The sequence below is a fragment of the Actinomycetota bacterium genome (genome assembly GCA_036280995.1).
GTDB lineage: Bacteria > Actinomycetota > CALGFH01 > CALGFH01 > CALGFH01 > CALGFH01.
The window spans coordinates 1-18,616 of sequence record DASUPQ010000957.1 but is presented as its reverse complement, the minus strand read 5'-3'; the positions used below and the strand labels follow the sequence as shown (position 1 = coordinate 18,616).

General features: G+C 74.4%; 15 protein-coding genes. 9 read left to right on the top strand and 6 right to left on the bottom strand.

The window, feature by feature from the left end:
• The 4 genes from whiA to uvrC form a co-directional block, all read right to left on the bottom strand.
• Positions 1–580 (bottom strand): DNA-binding protein WhiA (gene whiA, locus VF468_31845; GenBank protein HEX5882877.1); only part of this gene is annotated, 580 nt, incomplete at its 3' end.
• 7 nt (positions 581–587) lie between these two features.
• Positions 588–1,475 carry a uridine diphosphate-N-acetylglucosamine-binding protein YvcK gene (yvcK, locus tag VF468_31840; GenBank protein HEX5882876.1) on the bottom strand — a complete coding sequence of 296 codons (888 nt, stop codon included), beginning with the start codon at positions 1,473–1,475 and terminating at the stop codon, positions 588–590.
• On the bottom strand, positions 1,472–2,371 hold the full coding sequence (rapZ, locus tag VF468_31835; protein HEX5882875.1) for an RNase adapter RapZ: 900 nt from the start codon (positions 2,369–2,371) through the stop codon (positions 1,472–1,474). The genes yvcK and rapZ overlap by 4 nt, the downstream gene beginning before the upstream one ends.
• Entirely contained in the window at positions 2,368–4,251 is a 1,884-nt protein-coding gene (gene uvrC, locus VF468_31830) for an excinuclease ABC subunit UvrC (protein HEX5882874.1), read from the bottom strand. The genes rapZ and uvrC overlap by 4 nt, the downstream gene beginning before the upstream one ends.
• Positions 4,252–4,364: 113 nt before the next feature.
• On the opposite strand from uvrC, the gene VF468_31825 reads away from it, so the two are divergent.
• From VF468_31825 to VF468_31790, 8 genes are all read left to right on the top strand, one after another.
• The gene (locus VF468_31825) at positions 4,365–5,111 is read left to right on the top strand and encodes an ATP-binding cassette domain-containing protein (GenBank protein HEX5882873.1); all 747 of its coding nucleotides are present in this window, start codon (positions 4,365–4,367) and stop codon (positions 5,109–5,111) included.
• Entirely contained in the window at positions 5,108–5,887 is a 780-nt protein-coding gene (locus tag VF468_31820) for an ABC transporter permease (protein ID HEX5882872.1), read from the top strand. Before VF468_31825 ends, VF468_31820 begins: the two co-directional genes overlap by 4 nt.
• Positions 5,888–5,903: 16 nt before the next feature.
• On the top strand, positions 5,904–7,280 hold the full coding sequence (locus tag VF468_31815) for a sensor domain-containing protein (GenBank protein HEX5882871.1): 1,377 nt from the start codon (positions 5,904–5,906) through the stop codon (positions 7,278–7,280).
• 13 nt (positions 7,281–7,293) lie between these two features.
• Complete coding sequence (locus VF468_31810; GenBank protein HEX5882870.1) at positions 7,294–7,938, top strand: response regulator transcription factor; 645 nt, start codon at positions 7,294–7,296, stop codon at positions 7,936–7,938.
• Between the two features lie 192 nt (positions 7,939–8,130).
• Positions 8,131–9,045 carry a hypothetical protein gene (locus tag VF468_31805; protein HEX5882869.1) on the top strand — a complete coding sequence of 305 codons (915 nt, stop codon included), beginning with the start codon at positions 8,131–8,133 and terminating at the stop codon, positions 9,043–9,045.
• A 59-nt stretch (positions 9,046–9,104) separates the two neighbouring features.
• Positions 9,105–10,550: a DUF4331 domain-containing protein gene (locus VF468_31800; GenBank protein ID HEX5882868.1), complete on the top strand. Its 1,446-nt coding sequence runs from the start codon at positions 9,105–9,107 to the stop codon at positions 10,548–10,550.
• A gap of 97 nt (positions 10,551–10,647) precedes the next feature.
• Complete coding sequence (locus VF468_31795; GenBank protein HEX5882867.1) at positions 10,648–11,958, top strand: hypothetical protein; 1,311 nt, start codon at positions 10,648–10,650, stop codon at positions 11,956–11,958.
• Positions 11,955–13,448: a sulfite exporter TauE/SafE family protein gene (locus VF468_31790; protein ID HEX5882866.1), complete on the top strand. Its 1,494-nt coding sequence runs from the start codon at positions 11,955–11,957 to the stop codon at positions 13,446–13,448. The genes VF468_31795 and VF468_31790 overlap by 4 nt, the downstream gene beginning before the upstream one ends.
• A gap of 3 nt (positions 13,449–13,451) precedes the next feature.
• Here VF468_31790 and VF468_31785 read toward each other — a convergent pair whose 3' ends face one another.
• Together VF468_31785 and uvrA are read right to left on the bottom strand one after the other, a co-directional pair.
• Positions 13,452–13,640 carry a hypothetical protein gene (locus tag VF468_31785; protein ID HEX5882865.1) on the bottom strand — a complete coding sequence of 63 codons (189 nt, stop codon included), beginning with the start codon at positions 13,638–13,640 and terminating at the stop codon, positions 13,452–13,454.
• 44 nt (positions 13,641–13,684) lie between these two features.
• Complete coding sequence (uvrA, locus tag VF468_31780; protein ID HEX5882864.1) at positions 13,685–16,624, bottom strand: excinuclease ABC subunit UvrA; 2,940 nt, start codon at positions 16,622–16,624, stop codon at positions 13,685–13,687.
• Positions 16,625–17,969: 1,345 nt separating this feature from the next.
• Between uvrA and VF468_31775 the strand changes: the two genes are divergently transcribed.
• Positions 17,970–18,616: MBL fold metallo-hydrolase (locus VF468_31775; protein HEX5882863.1), on the top strand; the 647-nt coding region annotated here is incomplete at its 3' end.

The following is an 18,616-nucleotide window of genomic DNA, read 5'->3' as shown; positions in this document are numbered from 1 at the left end:
CCTTGACCACCACCCGGTGCTCGTCGGGGCCGTGCGCGCCGGTCCGGGCGGGCAGGCCGAGCCTGGCCAGGATGGCGGCCAGGTCGGCGGCGGTGCGCTCCTCGGGGGCGCCGACCTCCAGGTGGGGCTCGCGGGTCGGGGCCGACACCGAGCCGCGGCCCAGGAACGCGCCCCTGGCGAAGCAGGCGGCCGCCTCCCGGCCCCTGACCAGGCCGCCGGCGACGCCGAAGCTGAGCCGGCCGGCGCCGTCGAGGATGCCGCTGTCGGTCAGCACCCGCTCGACCCGGTCGGCCAGGACGAGCTCGTAGCGGGCCCGGGGGGCCAGCGCCCCGGCCTCGCGGACGCGGAAGTCGGGCCGGACCCCGTAGCCGGTGTGCAGCAGCCAGAAGGCCAGCCGGGTCACCCCGCCCGACCCGGTGGCCAGGACCAGGGTGTAGCGGGGGCCGAGGGTGCCGCCGATGTGGAGGGTGGCGGCGAAGCGGAGCAGGGCGGCCAGCAGGGCGCGGCGCTCGGCCGGGGCGGCCGGCCGCAGCGCCGCCAGCTCCTCCTTCACCCGGACGGTGAACTCGCCGCGGCTCATCGGCGCCCTAGGCGAGTTCCTTGAGGGCGGTGGCCAGGCGGGCGGCGTCGTGGCGGCCGGGGTGGTCGTCGGCGGCCACCTCGGCGTGGAGGACGGCCGCCCCGAGCTCGGCGAAGGCCCGCAGCTCGCGGGCCGCGGCGGCCGCGTCCTGGGGCCGCTGGCAGAGCACGGTGGCCACCGGCAGGCCCGGGCAGTGGTCGAGGATGGCGGCCAGGTGGGTCTCGGGCGCGAAGCCGCTGGTCTCCCCCGGCTGGGCCTCCAGGTTGCAGATGTAGACCAGCCGCTCGGCCTCGGTCAGGGCCGCGGCCAGGTCGGGGACGAGCAGGTTGGGCACGACCGAGGTGAAGGTCGACCCGGGGCCGAGCAGGACCAGGTCGGCCTGGCGGACGGCGTCGACCGCGGCCGGCACGGCGGCCGGGGCGCGCGGCTCCAGCCACACCGACTCGACCCGGCCGCTGGCCGTGGCGATCGCCACCTGGCCCTCGACCTGGCGGCCGTCGACCAGGCCGCACAGCCGCACCGGCACCAGCGTGGCCGGCAGGACCCGCCCCTGGACCCGGAGCCACCGCGACGCCTCCTCCAGCGCCTCCTGGAAGCCGCCCTTGAGGTCGGTCAGGGCGGCCAGGGCCAGGTTGCCCAGGTTGTGGCCGGCCAGGTCGCCGCGCTCGAACCGGTAGCCGAACAGCTCGCGGACCTCGGCCGCCGGGTCGGCCAGGGCGAGCATGGCCTTGCGCAGGTCGCCGGGGGGCAGCAGGCCCAGGTCGCGGCGGAGCCGCCCCGAGGAGCCGCCGTCGTCGGCCACGGCCACCACCGCGGTCGGAGCCACCCCGAGCAGCCGCAGGGCGGCCAGGGTGACGGCCAGGCCGTGGCCGCCCCCGAGCGCGACGACCCTCACTCGCGCTCCACGTCCCGGTGGGCGACGTGGGCCCGGTAGCCCTTGTCGGTCAGCCAGCCGGCCAGCTCCTCGGCCAGGACCACGCTGCGGTGCTTGCCCCCGGTGCAGCCAACGGCCACCGTCAGGTAGTGCTTGCCCTCCTTGACGTAGCCGGGCAGGGCCGTCTCCAGCAGCGCCTCCAACCGGGCCAGGAACAGGCCGGTGTCGCGCTGGGCGAGCACGTAGTCGCGCACGGCCGGGTCGGTGCCGGGCAGCGGGCGCAGCTCCGGCACCCAGTGCGGGTTGGGCAGGAAGCGGACGTCGACCACCATGTCGGCGTCCAGGGGCAGACCGTACTTGAAGCCGAAGGAGGCCACCGTGACCAGCAGGCCGGCGGCCTCGTCGGCGAACGCGGCCAGGATCTTGGCCCGCAGCTCATGCACGTTGAGGTCGCTGGTGTCGAGGACCAGGTCGGCGTCGGCCCGCAGCTCGCGCAGCAGGTCGCGCTCCAGGGCGATCGACTCGGCGACCCGCTCGCCGGCCACCGGGTGGCGCCGGCGGGTGGCCTCGTAGCGGCGGATGAGGACCTCGTCGGAGGCCTCCAGGAACAGCACCCGGAGGTTGATGTCCTGGGCCCTGAGCTGGTTGAGGGCGGTCGACAGCTCGGACACGCCGGCCGTGAAGGAGCCGCCGCGGGCGTCCATGACCAGCGCCACCCGGGTCCGGTCGCGGCCGACCACGGCCAGCTCGGCGACCCGCCCGATCAGCGACGCCGGCAGGTTGTCGATCACGAAGTAGCCGAGGTCCTCCAGCACCTTGGCCGCCTCCGAGCGGCCGGCCCCCGACAGCCCGGTGATCACCACGAACTCCACCGCGGCCGCGCGCAGGCGGTCCTCGGTCCGCAGCTCCTGGGTCATTCCTGTCTGGCCCCCCCATGGAGATGGTCGTAGACCACCTTAGCAAGCCCCGGGCCCAGGCCGGGGACCTGCTCCAGCTCGGCCAGGCTGGCCTGGGCGGCCTTGCGGGCCGAGCCGAAGTGGCGTACCAGCTGGCGCCGTCGGGACTCGCCGACCCCGGGGATGCCGTCGAGCACGCTGGCCGTCATGGACCGGTCCCGCAGCTTGCGGTGGTAGGCGATGGCGAAGCGGTGGGCCTCGTCGCGGACCCGCTGCAGCAGGTAGAGGGCCTCGCTGGTCCGGGGGATGACCACCGGGTCGGGCATGCCCGGCAGGTACACCTCCTCCATCCGCTTGGCCAGCGACACCACCGGCAGGTCGGGGCTGGCCGAGGCCCGCACCGCCTCCAGGGCGGCGGCCAGCTGGGGCCGGCCTCCGTCGACCACGATCAGGTTCGGCGGGTAGGCGAACTTGCGGCGGCGGCCGCTGTCGTCCTCCGGCTGGTCGCGCTCGGCGGCCAGGCGGGCCAGGCGGCGGGTCAGGACCTCGCGCAGGGAGGCGACGTCGTCCTGGCCCTCGACCGAGCGGATCTCGAAGCGGCGGTACTCGCTCTTGCGGGCCAGGCCGTCCTCGAACACCACCATCGAGCCGACGACCTGGCTGCCCTGGAGGTTGGAGATGTCGTAGCACTCGATCCGCAGGGGGGCCTCGGGCAGGTCGAGGGCCTCCTGGAGCTCCTTGAGGCCGCGGGCCCGGGCGTCGAAGTCGCTGGCCCGCTTGAGCTTGTGGGTGGCGAAGGCCCCGCGGGCGTTGGCCGCCACCGTCTCCAGCAGGGCCCGCTTCTCCCCCCGGCGGGGCACCCGCAGGTCGACCGGCCCGCCGCGCAGCCCGGCCAGCCACGCCCGCAGCCCGTCGCCGCCCTCGGGCAGGACGGGCAGGAACACCTCGCGGGGGATCTCGTCGCCCCGGTCGCCGTAGAGCTGCTGGACGAAGGTGGCGGCCAGGGCGGCGGTGTCGAGGGCCTCGACCTTGTCGACCACGAACCCGCGCCGCCCCACGACCCGGCCCCGGCGGACGTAGAACACCTGCACGGCCGCCTCCAGGTCGTCCTCGGCAAAGGCGGCGATGTCGAAGTCCTCGGGGGTGGAGGACACCATCTGCTGGCGCTCCATGGCCTTGCGGACGCTGCCCAGCTGGTCGCGCAGCCGGGCCGCCAGCTCGAAGTTGAGCTGCCCGGCGGCCTCGCGCATCTCGGCCTCCAGGCGCTGCAGGGTCGGGCGGGTGCGCCCGTCCATGAAGGCCACGAAGTCCTCGACGATGCGCCGGTGCTCGGTGGGGGTGACGCGGCCGACGCACGGGCCCGAGCACTTGTTGATGTCGAACAGGATGCAGGGCCGGCCCAGGCGCCGGTGCCGGTCGAACACCCCCTTGGAGCAGGTCCGCATGGGGAAGGTGCGCAGCAGGAGGTCGAGGGTCTCGCGGATGGCGTAGGCGTGGGCGTAGGGGCCGAAGTACCTCGTCCCCTTGCGCTTGGCCCCGCGCTCGACCCGGGGCCGGGGGATCTCGTCGGCCAGGGGCACGGCCAGCCACGGGTACGACTTGTCGTCGCGGTAGCGGACGTTGTAGCGGGGCCGGTGCTGCTTGATCAGGCTGACCTCGAGCTGGAGGGCCTCGACCTCGCTCTGGACGAGCACCCACTCCAGCGTCGCCGACGCCTCCACCATGGCCGCCGTGCGCGGGTGCAGGTTGCGCATGGGCTGGAAGTAGCTGGCGGTCCGCTTGCGCAGCGAGATCGCCTTGCCGACATAGATCACCCGCCCGTCCCGGTCACGGAAGAGGTACACGCCGGGATGGTCGGGAATCGCCTCAGGCTTCGGCCTTGGGCTGGTCGCGACGGTCATGCCGCCATTCTAGAGCGGGCGGTGTGACGGCCTGGGCGTGGCGGAAAACCCCCACGGCCAAGATGGGTGGAAGCCCCGTTCCGAACGGGGGCCCGGGTCCGTACCGTGCTCCCATGATCAAGGTCCGCGGTCTCAGCAAGCGCTACGGCGCCACCGTCGCCGTCGACGGGCTCAGCTTCGACGTGCGTCCCGGCGTGGTCACCGGGTTCCTCGGCCCCAACGGCGCCGGCAAGTCGACCACCATGCGGTTGCTCCTGGGCCTTGACGAGCCCGACGCCGGGGAGGCCACGATCGGCGGCCGCCGCTACCGGGAGCTGCCCTGGCCGCTGCGGACGGTCGGGGCGCTGCTCGACGCCAAGGCGTTCCATCCCGGCCGCAGCGCCCGGGCCCACCTGGCCGCGCTGGCCGCCAGCAACGGGATCCGGCGCTCGCGGGTCGAGGAGGTGCTCGGCCTCGTCGGCCTGGACGGCGCCGCCGGCCGGCGGGCCGGGACCTTCTCGCTCGGCATGGCCCAGCGGCTGGGCATCGCCGCCGCACTCCTGGGCGACCCGCCGGTGCTGCTGCTGGACGAGCCGGCCAACGGCCTGGACCCCGAGGGCATCCGCTGGATGCGCAACCTGCTGCGGTCGCTGGCCGCCGAAGGCCGGGCCGTGTTCGTCTCCAGCCACCTGATCGGCGAGATGGCTCTCACCGCCGAGCGGCTGGTGGTGGTCGGCCAGGGACGGCTGCTGGCGCAGGCCTCGGTCGCGGAGCTGTCGGCCAGGTCGACCTCGCTGGAGGAGGCCTTCCTGGAGCTGACCGCCGGCAGCGTGGAGTACCGGGCGGGGCCGGCCGACGACGCGAAGGGGAGGACCCGATGACGACCACCGCGCCCGCCCGCGGGCACTACCGGTTCCGCCACGCGGCCGCCATGGAATGGACCAAGCTGCGCAGCCTGCGCTCCACCTGGTGGACGCTGGCGGTCACCGTCGCCGGCGCGGCCGCCGTCGCCGTGGCCGTGGCCGTCAACACCGAGGACGCCTCGGCCGACCTGACCAACAACGTGCTGGCCGGCATCTCGGTCGGCCTGCTCCTGACCGGGGTCCTCGGCGTGCTGACGGTGACCGGCGAGTACACGTCCGGGACGATCCGGTCGACGCTGGCCGCGATCCCGAACCGGCCGCTGGTCCTGGCGGCCAAGGCGGCGGTGTTCGGCGCCGTTGCCCTGGCCGCCGGGGAGGCGGCGGCGTTCATCGCCTTCTTCGCCGGGCGGGCCGCCCTGCCGGCCACGCTGCCGGCCCCGGCGCCAAGCCAGCCCGGGGTCCTGCGAGCGGTGGTGCTGGGCGGGGCCGGCTACTGCCTGATCGGGCTGCTCGGCCTCGGCCTGGGCGCCGTCGTCCGGCACACCCCAGCGGCCATCGGGCTGCTCGTCGGTGGCGTCTACCTGGTCGCACAGCTCGTCGCCGGCCTCACCCCGGTGATCATGCCCTACCTTCCGGTGGCGATCGTCGCGAACTCTCTGAGCGTGGTGCGGGCCGAGATCGCGATCGGCGACGTCCGGTTCCTGTCGCCCTGGGCCGGGCTCGGCGTGCTCGCCGCCTACGCCGCCCTTGCCCTGGCCGCCGGGGCGTGGCTGCTCGCCGAGCGGGACGCCTGAGCAGGACAATGGTGGCATGGGAGGTCCTCTGACCCCGGCCGTGGCCTGGGTCCGGGCGGCGCTGCTGGCGCCGGTCAGCCGCCGGGCCCGGAACGAGCTGTTGTTCTGCCTGGCCGGGATCCCGCTCGGGCTCTGCCTGCTGGTGGTCGTGCTCTGGCTGATGGGCGTGGCCGCGGCCGTGCTCCTGCTCTCGCCGCCGTCCGGGTCCATGTCCTGGGTGGGGGCGGTGGCCCTGCCCCTCGACCTGCTGGGCGTGGGGCTGGCCGTCGTCCTGGCGACCCGGCTCGCCCGCCGGCTCGGCGCCGTCCACCGCCGGCTGGCGGCCCGGCTGCTGGGCACGCGGGTGCCGGCACCACCGCCGCCGAATCGCGGCCGGGGCCGGCTGGGCTGGCTGGCCGCCGGGCTGGGCGACGGCCCCGGCTGGCGGGCCGTCGCCTACCAGGTGGTCAAGCTGCCCCTGGCCTTCCTCGAGGCCTACGCGGTCTTCTGGTGGGCCGGCGGACTGGTCAACCTGACCTATCCGTTCTGGTGGGGCCTGTTCCGCAACCACCCGCCCGGCGTCACCCTGGACCCGGTACCGGTCGCCACCCCGTTCCCGGGGCGCCTGCTCCAGGTCGCCACCTTTCCCGGCACCTTCCTCGCCCTTGCCGTCGGCCTGGGAATGGTGCTGGCCGCGCCCTGGGTGACCAGGGCGGTGGTCGCGGCCGACCGCCGGCTGCTCACGGCCCTGCTCGGCCCCGGCCGGCTCGCCCGGCGCGTCCGCGACCTGGAGCACACGCGCGCCCTGGCCGTGGACGACGCCGCCGCCCAGCTGCGCCGGGTCGAGCGCGACCTCCACGACGGGGCCCAGATCCGCCTGGCCACCCTGGCCATGCACCTGGGCCTGGCCCGGGAGACCCTGGCTGATCCGGGCGCGGCCGACGTGGCCCGCGCCCGCGAGCTGGTCGACGCCGCCCACCGGGACGCCAAGCAGGCCCTGGGCGAGCTGCGCGACCTGGCCAGGGGCATCCACCCGCCGGCCCTCGACACCGGCCTGGACAACGCCCTGACCACCCTGGCCGCGACCAGCGCCGTCCCGGTCGAGCTGGCCTGCGACCTGCCCGAGCGGCCCGACCCGGCGATCGAGACGATCGCCTACTACTGCGCCGCCGAGCTGCTGGCCAACGCGGCCAAGCACAGCCACGCCGGCCGGGTCACCGTCCAGGCCGACGGGCGCCACGGCACGCTGGTCCTCCAGGTCGGCGACGACGGCGTCGGCGGCGCCGACCCGGCCCGCGGCAGCGGCCTGGCCGGCCTGGCCCAGCGGGTCAGCACCGTCGACGGCCGGCTGCGGATCGTCAGCCCCCGCGGCGGGCCGACCCTGATCAGCGTCCACCTGCCCCTGCGGACATGACGACGGGCCGGCCATGCGCGTGGTGATCGCCGAGGACGCCGCCGTCTTCCGGGAAGGCCTTGTCCGCCTGCTCGAGGACCGTGGCCACGAGGTGTGCGCCGCCGTCGGCGACGGCGAGGAGCTCCTGGCCGCCGCGGCCGCGCACCGTCCCGACGTCGCGGTGGTGGACATCCGCATGCCGCCGACCCACACCGACGAGGGGCTGCGCGCCGCCCTGCAGCTCCGCCGCGACCATCCGGGGACCGGGGTGCTGGTGTTCTCCCAGTACATCGAGACCAGGTACGCGGCCAGGCTGCTCCAGGGCAACGCCGCCGGCGTCGGCTACCTGCTCAAGGACCGGGTCGCCGACGTGGCCGAGTTCGCCGACGCCCTGGCCCGGGTCGCGGCCGGCGGCACCGCCCTCGATCCCGAGGTCGTCAGCCAGCTCCTCGGCGCCGGCGGCCACGCCAGGGGCCTGGCCGCGCTGACCCCGCGGGAGCGGGAGGTGCTGTCCCTGATGGCCGAGGGCCGCTCCAACGCCGGCATCGCCGCCGTCCTCGTCATCTCCGCCGGCGTGGTCGAGAAGCACGTGGCCAGCATCTTCGGCAAGCTCGGCCTGCCCCCGGCCGAGGGCGACAACCGGCGCGTCCTGGCGGTCCTCCGCTACCTGGAGTCCTGAGCGGCGTACCCCAGCCTACGGCCAATGGCCTAGGTGGAATTACGCCGGCGCGGAGCAAACGCTTCCGCCGCCGGGAACGAACAGGACACGAAGACAAGCAACCAGCCGGGTGGTCACCGCTCGGCGGACGCGCCCGGGCCCGGCGCCTCCCTGTTCCGAACCGCTCGTCCCTCGAGCCGAGGAGGTCCCACCGTGCCCGGAACTGCCGCACGCCCCGACCGCCGCCGCCTGCTCCGCGTGGTCGGGGTCGGCGTGGCCGGGATCGCCGTCGGGGTCGGGGTCACCCTGGCCGCCGCCGGGGTCGGGGGCGGCGCCGGCCGCGCCGCCTCGGTGCAGCGCCTCGACCTGCCGGCCGGCGCCGCCGCCCCGGCGGCAGCGACCCTGGACGGGACCGGCCAGGCCGCGCCCGTGCGTGCCGGGTCGGCCCGGGCGGCCGTGCGGCGCTTCCTCCAGGCCGGGGCCGACGGCGACTTCGCCGTCGCCTACGACCTGCTCGACCAGGCAGGCCGCAAGCGCTACCCGTCGCTGGCCCGCTTCACCCGCGCCCAGGCCGACCGGGCCGAGGTCACGGCCGTGCGGGTCGGGCGCGAGCGCCGGGCCGGAGACGACCGCACCGACGTCACCGCCACCCTGTCCCACCCGGCGGCCATCGACCCCTTCGCCGGGCTGGTCCCGGCGCGCACCGTGGAGGTGTGGCGGGCCAGCCGCCAGGACGGCCGCTGGCGGGTCGCCGCCGACCCGGTGTCGGTCCGGGCCGACCTGCCCGCCGACGACCGCGCCCCCGAGGCGGTCACCGCCTGGGTCGAGCGGCTGCTCGGCTGCGACCGCCAGGGGGCGGCCGGCCTGCAGGCCGGGGCCGGGCTGTACGGCCCGGCCGACCTGGCCGAGCTGCCCTGCCGGGAGCGCGGCCGCTGGACGGTGGCCGCCCCCGAGGGCTTCGACGCCGCCGTCGAGCCGGAGGCCTATGTGGCCGCCTTCGGTCCCGAGGTCGGCTCCTGGGCCCGGCTGGTGCCGGTCCAGGGCCCGCGCTCGCGCTTCTCCGTGGTCGTCGGCCCGCTGGGCGACGCCTGGCGTGTGCTCGGCACCGATCCCGTCAACGCCCGCTGAGAGGAGGCCTCCGAGAACCCGACGTGCTGTCCCATCCGTCCTCCCGAGGAGGAACGCAGTTGTCCAAGTTCCGCAGGCTCATGACGGTAGGGGGTCTGGCCGCCACGCTGGCGCTGGTCTCCGTCGTGGGCACCCTGGCGCCGTCGGGGGCGTCAAGCCACCGCGAGGCCCTGCAGATCGCGCAGGACCCGGTGGCCGACAACACCGACACCTACGCCTTCGTCAGCCCCGACAAGCCCGACACGGTCACCCTGGTCGGGAACTGGATCCCGCTGGAGGAGCCGGCCGGCGGGCCCAACTTCCACAACTTCGGCGACGACGTGAAGTACACGCTCAACGTCGACAACAACGGCGACGCCGTCGACGACATCGTGTGGGAGTTCCGCTTCTCCACCAAGGTCCAGAACGGCAACACCTTCCTGTACAACACCGGCCCCATCACCTCACTCAACGACCCCGACTTCAACATCCGCCAGACCTACTCGGTGGCCAAGGTCGAGAAGGGCCGCCGCACGGTCCTCGCCTCCGGGCTGCCCGTGCCGCCGGCCAACATCGGCCCGCGGTCGACGCCCAGCTACGACCAGCTGGCCTCCGCGGCCATCACCGGCCTGCGCGACGGCAGCAAGGTGTTCGCCGGTCCTCGCGACGACCCGTTCTTCGTCGACCTGGGCTCGGTGTTCGACCTGGCCGGCCTGCGGCCGTTCAACCAGGCCCACCTGATCCCGCGTCCCACCGAGGCCGGGGTCGACGGGGTCAGCGGCTACAACACCCACTCGATCGTCCTCCAGGTCCCCATCAAGGACCTCACCGGGGACAAGAAGGCCCTCACCGGGTCCGACGACCCTGACGCGGTCATCGGCGTGTACGCCGCCTCCTGGCGCCGCCAGACCAAGGTCCTGTCGCCCAGGGGCGGCGACCCGCTCAGCCTCGGCCAGTGGGTCCAGGTGTCGCGCCTCGGCATGCCGCTGGTGAACGAGGTCGTCATCCCGCTCGGCAAGAAGGACCGCTTCAACGCCTCCGAGCCCGCCGACGACGCCCAGTTCGGCAAGTTCGTCCTCGACCCCGAGGTGGCCCGGCTGATCCCGGTGCTGTACCCGGGGGTCAAGGTGCCGGCGGCGCCGCGCGACGACATCGCCAGCATCTTCCTGACCGGCATCCCCGGGCTCAACCAGCCCAAGAACGTGAAGCCGGCGGAGATGATCCGGCTCAACATGGGCATCGCCCCGAGCAGGAACCCCAGCCCGCTGGGGCTCCTGGGCGGCGACATGGCCGGGTTCCCCAACGGTCGCCGGCTCGCCGACGACACGCCGGACATCGAGCTGCGCGCTCTGGCCGGGGGCACCCCGTTCACGCCCGACTTCAACATCGCGCCCAACAACAAGCTGGGCGACGGCGTGAACACCAACGACACGCCGTTCCTCAACCAGTTCCCGTACGTGGGTACCCCCCACCAGGGGTACGCCAGCGACCCGCACTACGTCCGTGGCAGCACCACGACTCCGTAGCGAGCCGCTGGGAGGAGGGGCCCGGAGGCCCGGGCCCCTCCCCATCAGGGCAGCCCAGTCCCGCCGTCCGGGAAGGGCCGTCGGCCTGCTGGCCGCCGTGCTCGCCGTCACCGTGGCCGCCGGGGTGCTGGCCGGCCGGTTCCTGGTCGCCGGCGAGGGCGGCGGCGGGGCCCGGCCGGGGCCGCCGGTCGCGGCCGCCGACAGCGGCGCCCTCGTGGCCCGCCTCCAGGCCGAGCTGCGCCGCCGGCCCGACGAGCCCCGCCTGCTCACCCGCCTCGGCGTCGCCTACGTGACCCGGGCCCGGGAGACGGCCGACCCCACCTTCTACGCCAAGGCGGCCGGGGTGCTGGGGCAGGCGGCCCGCCTGGCCCCCGGCGACCCCGACACCATGGTCGCCCGCGGCCTGCTCGAGCTCGGCCGCCACGACTTCAAGGCCGCGCTCGCCTGGGGCACCAGGGCGGCCAAGGCCAACCCCGACCTGCCCGACGCCCTCGGGGTCGTCTTCGACGCCCAGGTCGAGCTGGGCCGCTACCAGGCGGCCGTCGTCACCGCCCAGGCGATGGTCGACCGCAAGCCGACCCAGGGCAGCCTGGCCCGGGTCTCCTACGCCCGCGAGCTGCTCGGCGACCCCGCCGGGGCGGTCGCGGCCATGGTCCAGGCGGCCGCCGCCGGCGGCGACGCCGCCACCGGCCGGGCCTATGTCCAGACGCTGATCGGCAACCTGCACCTGGGGGCGGGACGCCTGGCCCCGGCCGAGGCCGCCTACCGGCGGGCCCTGGAGGGGCTGCCCGGCTACGGGCTGGCCGAGGTCGGCCTGGCCAGGGCCGCGACCGCCCGCGGGGACCTGGCCGGCGCGGCCCGGCGGCTCGGGCCGGTCGCGGCCAGCCTGCCCCTGCCGGCCACCGTCGCCCTGCTCGGCGACGTCCGGGCCGCCCTCGGCGACGCCCGCGGCGCCGGCGAGCAGTACCGGCTGGTCCGCGTGATCGAGCGCCTCAACCAGGCCAACGGGGTCGAGGTCGACCTGGAGCTGGCCCGGTTCGAGGCCGACCACGCCCGCGACAAGGGTGCCGACCCGGCCCGGGCCGTCGCCCTGGCCCGGCGCGCCCTGGCCGGGCGACCCACCATCCACGCCTCCGACGCCCTCGGCTGGGCCCTCCGCCAGGCCGGCAAGCCCCGCCAGGCCCTGCCCCACGCCCGGGCCGCGGTCCGGCTCGGCACCCGCGACGCGCTGCTCTGGTACCACCTGGCCGCCGTCGAGGCCGACCTGGGCATGACCGCGGCCGCCCGCCGCCACCTGGCCGAGGCGTTCGAGATCTCCCCCTACCTGACCGTGCGCGACCAGCCCGCCGCGCTGGCCCTGGCCGGGCGGCTCCGCCTGCCCGCCCCAAGCCGGACGAGCGGCCGGTGAGGCCGATCGCGCGCCGCGGCGCCGTCCTGGCCGCCCTCGCCACACTCCTGCTGGTGGCCGGGGCGGCCGGGGCGGCGGCCCATCCCCTGGGGAACTTCACCGTCAACACCGCAAGCGGGCTCCGGGTCGGGCCCGACCGGCTGGTCGTCGACTACGTGGTCGACATGGCCGAGATCCCCGCCTTCCAGACCCGCCAGGCGATCGACGCCGACCATGACGGCGAGGTCGCCGACACCGAGGCCGCCGCCTGGCGCGCCCGCGAGTGCCCCCGCCTGGCCGCCGGCCTCCGGGCCACGGTCGACGGGCGGGCCGCGCCGCTGGCCGTCGCCGGGTCGGCCCTCCGCTTCCCCGAGGGCGTCGGCGGCCTGGAGACCCTGCGCCTGGAGTGCGCCCTGTCCGCCCCCCTGCCGGCCGGCGGGTCCCTCGCCTACGCCGACACCAACCTCCAGGACCGGGTCGGCTGGCGCGAGGTCACCGCCGTCGGCGACCGCGCCACCCTGGAAGCCGCCGACGTCCCCGCCCCCAGCCCCAGCGCCCGCCTCACCACCTACCCGGAGGACCAGCTCAGCTCCCCCCTCGACCAGCGCAGCGCCAGCCTCCGCTACCGGCCAGGTGGTCCCCCGGCCCCAGCGGCCGAGGGACCGGCCGGTGCCGCACCCCCGGGGGCGGGGACCGGGACCCCGGCCGAGGCTCCAGGACCGCTGTCCCGGGGTGGGGTGGACCGGGCCACGGCGGCGTTCACGGCGCTGGTGGGCGAACGGTCGCTGTCGCCCGGGTTCGCGGTGGCGGCGTTGCTGCTGGCGGTGGGGCTGGGGGCGGCGCATGCGGTGGCGCCCGGGCATGGCAAGACGGTCATGGCCGCCTACCTGGTGGGGCTGCGCGGCAGCCTGCGCCAGGCGGCGACCATCGGGGCCACGGTCACCCTCACCCACACCGCCGGGGTGCTCATCCTCGGCCTGGTCCTCAGCACCTCCCGGGCGGTCGCGTCCGAGCGGGTCTACCCCTGGCTCGGCCTGGGCGGCGGTCTCCTCCTGGCCGCCGTCGGCCTCGGGCTGCTCGTCCGCGCCCGCAGCGGGCACCGGCACGCCCACGGGCACGACCATCCCCACCGGCACGGGCACGACCACGACCATGACCACGACCACGGGGTCGCCGGGCGGCCGCTCGGCCGGCGGGGGCTGGTGGCCCTCGGCCTGGCCGGGGGGCTGGTGCCGAGCCCGTCGGCGGTGGTGGTGCTGCTGGGCGGGATCGCCCTCGGCCAGGCCTGGTTCGGGGTCGCCCTGGTGGTGGCCTACGGGCTCGGCATGGCCGCCACCCTCACCGGGGTCGGCCTGCTCCTGGCCCATCTCCGGACCCGGATGGAGCGCCGCCTCAACCTCCCGGCGGGGTCGCTCCTGGCCCGCCTCGGCCGGCTCCTCCCGGCCGCCACCGCCTCGGTGATCGTGGTCGTCGGCCTGGCCCTGGCCGCCAGCGGCGCCGCCCAGCTCTGACCGTCAGGCCAGGACCCGCGCGACCTGGGCGGCCAGGTCGCCGACGATGTGGCCGAGCAGGACCGTCAGGACCCCGGCCAGCGACACCAGGCCGGTCAGGAGCAGGGCCGGCAGCGGGTCGGAGGCGAGCGAGGTCCAGTAGGCGTCGAGCAGCACGCCGAGCAGGTGCTCGGGCCGCCGGTCCGGGTCCATCGGGGCGCTTTCTCGAGGGGTCGTCCGGCTCAGGGTACCCGGGGTCAGGCGCGGGCGGTCGCCCGGGAGCGGCCCGGCTTGGAGGGTGCCGGCGGGTCGACCCCGAGGGACTCGACCAGGAAGTGGCCGGTGTAGGAGCCTGTGGTCCGGGCGACCCGCTCCGGCGGGCCCTGGGCGACGACCTCGCCGCCGCGGTGGCCGCCCTCGGGGCCGAGGTCGATCACCCAGTCGGCCGTCTTGACCACGTCCAGGTTGTGCTCGATCACGATCACCGAGTTGCCGGCGTCGACCAGCCGGTGCAGCACCCCGAGCAGCTTGCTGACGTCCTCGAAGTGGAGGCCGGTGGTCGGCTCGTCGAGCACGTACAGGGTCCGGCCGGTGGCCCGCTTGGCCAGCTCGCTGGCCAGCTTGACCCGCTGGGCCTCACCCCCGGACAGAGTCGGGGCCGGCTGGCCGAGCTTGATGTAGCCGAGGCCGACGTCGTTCAGGGTGACCAGGTGACGGGCGATCGGGGGGATGTTGGTGAACAGCCCCATGGCCTCCTCGACCGACATGTCGAGCACGTCGGCGATGGTGTGGCCCTTGTAGTGGACCTCCAGGGTCTCGCGGTTGTAGCGCTTGCCCTTGCAGACCTCGCAGGGGACGTAGATGTCGGGCAGGAACTGCATGTCGATCTTGATCGTGCCGTCGCCGGCGCAGGCCTCGCAGCGGCCGCCGCGGACGTTGAAGGAGAACCGGCCCGGCAGGTAGCCGCGGACCTTGGCCTCGTTGGTGGCCGCGAACAGCCGCCGGATGTGGTCGAACACGCCGGTGTAGGTGGCCGGGTTGGACCGGGGGGTGCGGCCGATCGGCGACTGGTCGACGTCGATCACCTTGTCCAGGTGCTCGGCCCCGGCCAGCGACCGGTAGCGGCCCGGCGACGTCCGCGACCGGTACACGGCCTGCATCAGCGCCTTCAGGAGCACGTCGTTGACCAGGGTCGACTTGCCCGACCCGGAGACCCCGGTGACGCAGGTGAACACCCCCAGGGGGAACCGGACGGTGAGCTCCTTGAGGTTGTGCTCGCGCACCCCGGCCAGCTCCAGCCAGCGCTCCCCCGGCTTGCGGCGGCTGGCCGGGACGGCGATGGCCCGCTTCCCGGCCATGTACTGGCCGGTCAGCGACGCCTGGGTGCGCTCCAGGTCGGCCAGGGCGCCCTCGGCCACGATCTGGCCGCCGTGCTCGCCGGCGCCCGGGCCGATGTCGACCAGGTAGTCGGCGGTGCGGATGGTGGCCTCGTCGTGCTCGACCACGATCAGGGTGTTGCCGAGGTCGCGCAGCCGGACCAGGGTCTCGATCAGCCGGTGGTTGTCGCGCTGGTGCAGCCCGATGGAGGGCTCGTCGAGCACGTACAGCACCCCGGTCAGGCCCGAGCCGATCTGGGTGGCCAACCGGATCCGCTGGGCCTCGCCCCCGGCCAGGGTGGCCGAGGCCCGGTCGATGCTCAGGTAGTCGAGGCCGACGTCGAGCAGGAACCCGAGGCGGGCGTTGATCTCCTTGAGGACCCGGGCGGCGATGAAGGCGTCGCGGTCCGACAGCTCAAGGCCGGTGAAGAAGGCGGCCGCCTCCCCCACCGACATGGCCGCCACCTGGGCGATGTTGCGGTCGGCGACGGTGACGGCCAGGCTCTCGGGCCGCAGCCGGGTCCCCTTGCAGGTCGGGCAGGGCACCTCGCGCATGTAGGACTCGACCCGCTCGCGGACGCTGTCGGACTCGGCCTCGGCGTAGCGGCGGTTCAGGTAGGGGACGACCCCCTCGAAGGTGGTGTGGTAGGCGCGGGTGCGGCCGTAGCGGTTCTTGTAGCGGACGTAGACCTGCTCCTTGGAGCCGTAGAGGACGACCTGCCGCTGGTCGTCGGTCAGCTCCTCCCAGGGCATGGCCGGGTCGAACCCGGCCGCCTCGGCCACCGCGACCAGCAGCCGGTCGAAGTACTCGCTGGACCCGCGGGTCCCCTGCCAGGGCTGGATGGCCCCGCCGGTCACGGGCAGGCTCGGGTTGGGCACGACCAGCTCGGGGTCGACCTCCTGCTTGACCCCCAGGCCGGTGCAGTCCGGGCAGGCCCCGTAGGGGGCGTTGAAGGAGAAGTTGCGCGGGGCCGGCTCCTCGAACGACAGGTTGTCGTACAGGCAGGCCAGGTGGGTGGAGAACTGCAGCTCGCGGCCCTCGTCGACCAGCTCGACGACGACCAGGCCCTCGGACAGGCCGACGGCCGTCTCGACCGAGTCGGCCAGGCGGCGGCGGGCCTTCTCGTCGGCCTCGGGGCCGCGGGCGACGAGGCGGTCGACCACGATCTCGATGTCGTGCTTGTAGGTCTTGGCCAGCCGGATCGGCTCCGACAGGTCGCGGACCTCGCCGTCCACCCGGGCCCGGGCGAACCCCTTGGCCGAGAAGCTGCGCAGCAGCGCCTCGTACTCGCCCTTGCGGCCCCGGACGACCGGGGCCAGCAGCTGGAAGCGGGTGCCGGCGGGCAGCTCGAGGATCTGGTCGACGATCTGGTCGGGGGTCTGGCGGGAGATGGGGCGGCCGCACACCGGGCAGTGGGGCTGGCCGATGCGAGCGTACAGCAGCCGCAGGTAGTCGTAGACCTCGGTGATGGTGCCGACGGTGGAGCGGGGGTTCTTGGAGGTCGACTTCTGGTCGATCGAGATGGCCGGCGACAGCCCCTCGATGAAGTCGACGTCCGGCTTCTCCATCAGGCCGAGGAACTGGCGGGCGTAGGCCGACAGCGACTCGACGTAGCGGCGCTGGCCCTCGGCGTAGATGGTGTCGAAGGCAAGCGAGGACTTGCCCGACCCGGACAGGCCCGTGAACACGATCAGGGCGTTGCGGGGCAGGTCCAGGTGGACGTTCTGGAGGTTGTGCTCGCGTGCGCCCCGGATGACGAGGCGGTCGGTGACGCTCAGGTTCCCTTCCTCGGTTCGGGGGGAAGCTCGATCGGCCCCCACATTTTGGCATCCCATCGTGACAGGTGGCGCATGAGCGGCTCCTGCCCCGGGTTGACGCATCCCAGCTCGCCCACTGGCGAAGGCTCCGCGTCCAGCCACCCCGTACCCCGGGGCGGTGCCGCTAAGGGCGGCAAGTCCACGACCCAACAATACCCTCGCCGCACCCTCGCCGCGTTCGTGTCCGCCGCTGCCGCATATCCACAGGCCAGGCAGTGGAACCGGTCGCGGCTCCTCCGGTTCTCCGCCGATACATGCCCGCATTCGGCGCAGGTCTGGGAGGAGTACGGCGCGGCGGTCTTGATCAGCCGACCACCCCGGGATGCAGCCTTGTACGCGAGCATCCACTGAGCTCGGCCCCACGCCATTCCGATGACGGCACGGTTCAATCCGGCCTTGGCCTTCACGTTCTTGCCCGGACTGGCGGCAGTACCACGCCCGGACCGAGTCATCCCAGCAATGTTCAGGTCCTCGACCACCACCGTGCCGTAGCTCGAAGCGACCTGGGTCGTGGTCTTGTGGAGCCAATCCGTGCGGCGACGGGTCTGACGAGCCCGGAGCGAGGCGACCTGGCGGTACGCCTCGCGCTCCCGATGCGACTGGGGGCCGCCACGACTCCGCGCTCGGCGCCTCCGGGCCGCCTTGCGCTGAAGCGCACACAGTCGACGCGCCTCTCCTCCGATTAGGAGGCTAGGCATGTCGAGGTTTCGCCCGTCCGAGAGCGCATCGTGTGTACGACACCGAGGTCGATCCCGATGGCCGGGTCCGCACGCGGCGCGACGGCAACTTCCGGCTCTTGGATGCGAAAGCAGATGTGCCAGCCGAGCGGATCCTTCAGCAGTCGGGCACCGGTGATGCGACCCTGGCAGGCTTCAGTGGTGACTGGAATGGGGCGTGTCCACCGGAACTTCACTCGTCCGACCAACAGGACTGTGACCTCGCCCCAGCGGCGATTCACCCGGACGACTCGAAGGTCGGCCGCCTGTGGGATGTCCTGGGGCGATGGGCGCTTGGCGACGCTGCCACCCCTTCCACCCCAACCGTGCCACTCGTGGAGGAGATTCCAGAGCGCGCGAGCCGTGTGCCCCTGTCGATCGAACTTCTGCACCTGGGCGGGAGTGGGATACAGCCGAGCCACATGAGCCCGATGTCGAGTGTGCGGGCTACCGCTTTCCACCCTGTGACGTCCCCTCTGCAGCGATACCTTCACCTGAAGCATAATCGAACTCATGTTCGAAGTTCACGCATCCTCCCCAGGGCGACGACGACTCGAACCAATGAAGCCCATTAGGCTGTTGTCGAACTCCATGTCCGCGAGGATTCGTACATCCCGATGCCGGAGGCGCCGATGACCCAGTTCGACCCCGCCCACGTCGACCGGGGCGGCCCGCCGCACCGCTACCCCGGCGGGCCCCTTGAGGTGACCAAGCTCCACGTGGGGCCGTACGAGAACAACGCCTACCTGCTGCGCGACCCCGAGACCAACGACGCCCTGCTGGTCGACGCGGCCAACGAGGCCGAGCGGCTGCTGGAGCTGCTGGAGGGCGTCACCCTGGCCGGGATCGTCACCACCCACCGCCACCCCGACCACATCCAGGCCCTGGCCGGGGTGCTCAAGGTCCACGACGTCTGGAACGGCGCCCACGGGGCCGACGCCGACGCCATCGCCGACCAGGTCGGCGTCACCCCCGACCGGGTGCTGGAGCATGGCGACACCCTGACCGTCGGCCGCTACGCGGTCACCGTCCTGCACACCCCCGGCCATACCGAGGGCAGCATCTCGTTCAAGCTCCCGTCCAGCCAGGTCCTGACCGGCGACGCCCTGTTCCCGGGCGGGGTCGGCAAGACCGAGGGCCCCGACGCCTTCGCCGAGGCGATCCGCTCGGCCGAGCGGCACCTGCTGGCGCGGCCCGGCGAGACCCGCATCTCCCCCGGGCACGGCGACGACACCCTGGTCGAGCGGGAGGTCCCCCAGCTCGACGAGTGGAAGGCGAG

Coding starts and splice junctions, on each gene's coding strand:
- rapZ (HEX5882875.1), bottom strand. CDS start 2,371: ATGACCCAGGAGCTGCGGACCGAGGACCGCCTGCGCGCGGCCGCGGTG.
- VF468_31820 (HEX5882872.1), top strand. CDS start 5,108: ATGACGACCACCGCGCCCGCCCGCGGGCACTACCGGTTCCGCCACGCG.
- VF468_31810 (HEX5882870.1), top strand. CDS start 7,294: ATGCGCGTGGTGATCGCCGAGGACGCCGCCGTCTTCCGGGAAGGCCTT.
- VF468_31785 (HEX5882865.1), bottom strand. CDS start 13,640: ATGGACCCGGACCGGCGGCCCGAGCACCTGCTCGGCGTGCTGCTCGAC.
- VF468_31825 (HEX5882873.1), top strand. CDS start 4,365: ATGATCAAGGTCCGCGGTCTCAGCAAGCGCTACGGCGCCACCGTCGCC.
- VF468_31815 (HEX5882871.1), top strand. CDS start 5,904: ATGGGAGGTCCTCTGACCCCGGCCGTGGCCTGGGTCCGGGCGGCGCTG.
- uvrC (HEX5882874.1), bottom strand. CDS start 4,251: ATGACCGTCGCGACCAGCCCAAGGCCGAAGCCTGAGGCGATTCCCGAC.